The 2,930-nt window shown below is 62.5% G+C and carries 2 protein-coding genes; both read left to right on the forward strand.

Annotation, left to right across the window (positions count from 1 at the left end):
* The first annotated feature begins 62 nt into the window (after positions 1-62).
* Positions 63-932 (forward strand): fumarylacetoacetate hydrolase family protein, encoded by an 870-nt coding sequence (locus CF68_RS34595; RefSeq protein WP_035828042.1) that lies wholly within the window; start codon positions 63-65, stop codon positions 930-932.
* A 155-nt stretch (positions 933-1,087) separates the two neighbouring features.
* Complete coding sequence (locus CF68_RS34600; protein WP_035828044.1) at positions 1,088-1,843, forward strand: IclR family transcriptional regulator; 756 nt, start codon at positions 1,088-1,090, stop codon at positions 1,841-1,843.
* Positions 1,844-2,930 lie beyond the last annotated feature (1,087 nt).

A 2,930-nucleotide genomic window follows, 5' to 3' on the forward strand; every position in this document is an offset into this window, starting at 1 on the left:
GCTGCCGGCAGCACTCCTTTCACTCCCCGCCTTGAAGGGCGAGGTTTCTCGGAGCAAATCTGATGAGATTGGTGTCGTATCAGAACAAGGGCAGGGCAGGTGTGGGTGTCATGGTGTCCGCGCAGCAGGTGGTATGCCTGGATGAGGTGGCGCCGGATTTGCCGCGGACGATGCGAGGCTTGCTATCGCTGGATGACGGGCTGGCCCGGGCCAGGGACGCGGCGGAGTTGGGGCGGGACAGTGCTTGCCTTATCGACGGGCTGACGCTGGATCCGGTGGTGACGGATCCGCATGCCATCTGGTGCCTCGCGCGCAACTACAAGGCGCACGCCGACGAGATCGGCGTCGAGGCGCCGACCCGGCCGATGATTTTCCATCGCGTCGCGGCCAGTCAGGTCGGACACCTGGGCCCGCTTGTGCGCCCGGTGGTTTCCGAGAAGTTCGACTATGAAGGCGAGCTTGCGGTCGTCATTGGGCGGGGCGGGCGACACATAGCGCGGGAGGCGGCGCTCGATCATGTGGCCGGCTATGCCTGCTACAACGACGGTTCCGTGCGCGACTGGCAGCGCCACTCCTCGCAGATCGGCGCGGGGAAGAACTTTGCCGGAACCGGCGCCTTTGGCCCCTGGCTGGTAACGCCTGACGAGGCAGGGGATATTGGCGCGAACACCATGGTGACGCGGCTGAACGGCGTGGAGGTGCAGAGCACCCCGCTGTCCGAGATGATCTTTGGGGTGGAGGAGCTGGTCGCCTACTTTTCAACCATCTGTCCCCTGGTTCCCGGCGATGTAATCGTCACCGGCACGCCGGGCGGGGTGGGACTGTTCCAGGATCCGCCTCGCTTTCTCCGGGCCGGGGACGTCGTCGAAGTCGAAATCTCCAATATCGGCATTCTCAGAAACACGGTCCAGGAGGAAACGCTCGCCGGATAGACACGTCATGGGGGGCATACCGGCTGGCGGCGTTCCGGGTGCCGCAATTGGGGATAGAATCCGCTCTGCCGGTGCTCGCCCGTGGTCGGGCAGAATGGAGCGCTGCCTTTGCCGGTGCCAGGCAGCGTGAAACCAAAAATACATGAGGAGTTCGCTTGGATAGCGTACGTTCGGTCGAGCGCGCCCTGGATATTCTGCTCAGTTTTATCGAGACGCCGTCAATGGGTATCTCGAAGATCGAGGAGGCAGTTCCGCTCAGTCGCCCGACTTTATATCGCCTGCTGAATACGCTTGAGAAGAAGGGGCTGCTTCGCTCGTACGGTGACCCCCGCACCTATGAGTTGACGCATTTTGCTGTTGAGCTGGCCAATGCGTTCCTGGCCAGCACGGATGTCGTTCAGGTCGCGCAGCCCTTCCTGCAGGAACTATGGGAGGCGACCGACGAGACGATCTCGCTGTTCGTTTTCCAGGGCGGCAACAAGCGCGAGTGCGTCCAGGAACTCAAGAGCAAGAAGCCGCTGTCCTATGCCCCGGGGCTGACGGTGCGGCCGCTGCATGTTGGCGCGCCGGGGAAGGCGATCCTGGCTTTTCTTTCCGAGGCGGCGATCGTGGAAATCCTGCGCGCTATTCCTGCCGCGCAGGAGCGTGATCAGCTCAAGGCCTCGCTCAAGACGGTTCGTCGTAACAGGTATGCCATTTCTCTCGGCGAGCTGGTGGCCGGGGGCGCTTCCATCGCGGCGCCTGTCTTCGACAGGGAATCGAAGGTGGTTGGCTCCGTGGCATTGGCAATACCACAGGCCCGGCTCACCAAGGTGCTGCAAGCGGAATACATACAACAGGTCCTGGCCACCGCCTGCAATATTTCGGTGGCCCTTGGCTGCGCCGATGCGCAGCTCGAGTCGGCTGCTTAGCCGTTCAGGGCTGCGGGCCGGTTCGCCTGGCGCGAGCCGGACGTGCAGGGCTGCTCACGGGGTAGCCTGCTGATTGCGTGTCGCGGGCGCCAGGGCAGCGCATCGGGGCCTGCTCAACGAAGACCCGCGACTGGATACCGCGCAAGGGCAGTTCTTGCCCGGCGTACTGGCAGGGCAAGTGCCACAACCGGGCCGGCACGAAAGCACTGCAGCTGCTCGCGCATGACTGGCGGACACCTTGAGTCCGGCGGCCGGGACATGCTCGCACCAACGAAACGATGAAATTGTGGCTGCTGCTCGGCCTGGCGCCGGCAGCGAAGTGATGCCTGCTCGGCGCTAGCGTCAGTTCCGGACCCCGTTCGTCTCTGCAGTGAAACCCCTCTTGCGCATGGCGGTGTTTCGCTTTAGATTTGTTTCTGTATGCGATAAATATTGCGTACAGCGCAAACTATACCAGTCAAGCGGAATAGTCCCGCGGAAAACGTGTGGGCAGACCGCAAGACGCGATGGTCAGCACAAAGCCATCGCGCTTCAACAGCTTGCAGAGATGGTGCGGGCTGTCGATAGCTGGCGAGTACGCCGGATGCCTCCGCAATTCATTCCGTAACCAAAATCCCCTGGATTCGTTTTGACCGGCACTTCGTGTCGCCTGGTCGTTTCGCATCGGGCGTCCGCGCGCGTGTCAACAACTCGCATCGGCCTTCGTGGCTACGGGGCCTGTCTCGGTTGGCGCGCCCTGCGTCGCGTGTACTGACCAGGTGCGATGTCCTGCCGCTGTGCGCCATGCCTGCCGATGCGTGGAGGCGAGCCGCGATGCCGGCCGCGCGGTTTGCTTCCCAACGCGGCAGCCATGCAAGAACGGCACGACCGGTGAATGTGCCGTTGCATCTTGACAATGCCCTGAGCCGTGACTAGAGTTTGCGTAAATGAAACAACGTGTCCGCTGTATGAAACTAAAGAATTTCACCGGACGCATGCCAACAAGGAGCAATCGGGTGTCGGAGACAGAGGACAAGACGTTCAAGGTGACCTTGCAACCGAGCGGGCACAGCTATACGGTGCCGGCGGGGACGACCGTGCTGACGGC

Source organism: Cupriavidus sp. SK-4, from assembly GCF_000611125.1.
Taxonomy (GTDB): Bacteria; Pseudomonadota; Gammaproteobacteria; order Burkholderiales; family Burkholderiaceae; genus Cupriavidus; species Cupriavidus necator.

Excerpts from the sequence above, each read along its gene's own strand:
- CF68_RS34595 (WP_035828042.1), top strand. The coding sequence starts at position 63 with ATGAGATTGGTGTCGTATCAGAACAAGGGCAGGGCAGGTGTGGGTGTC.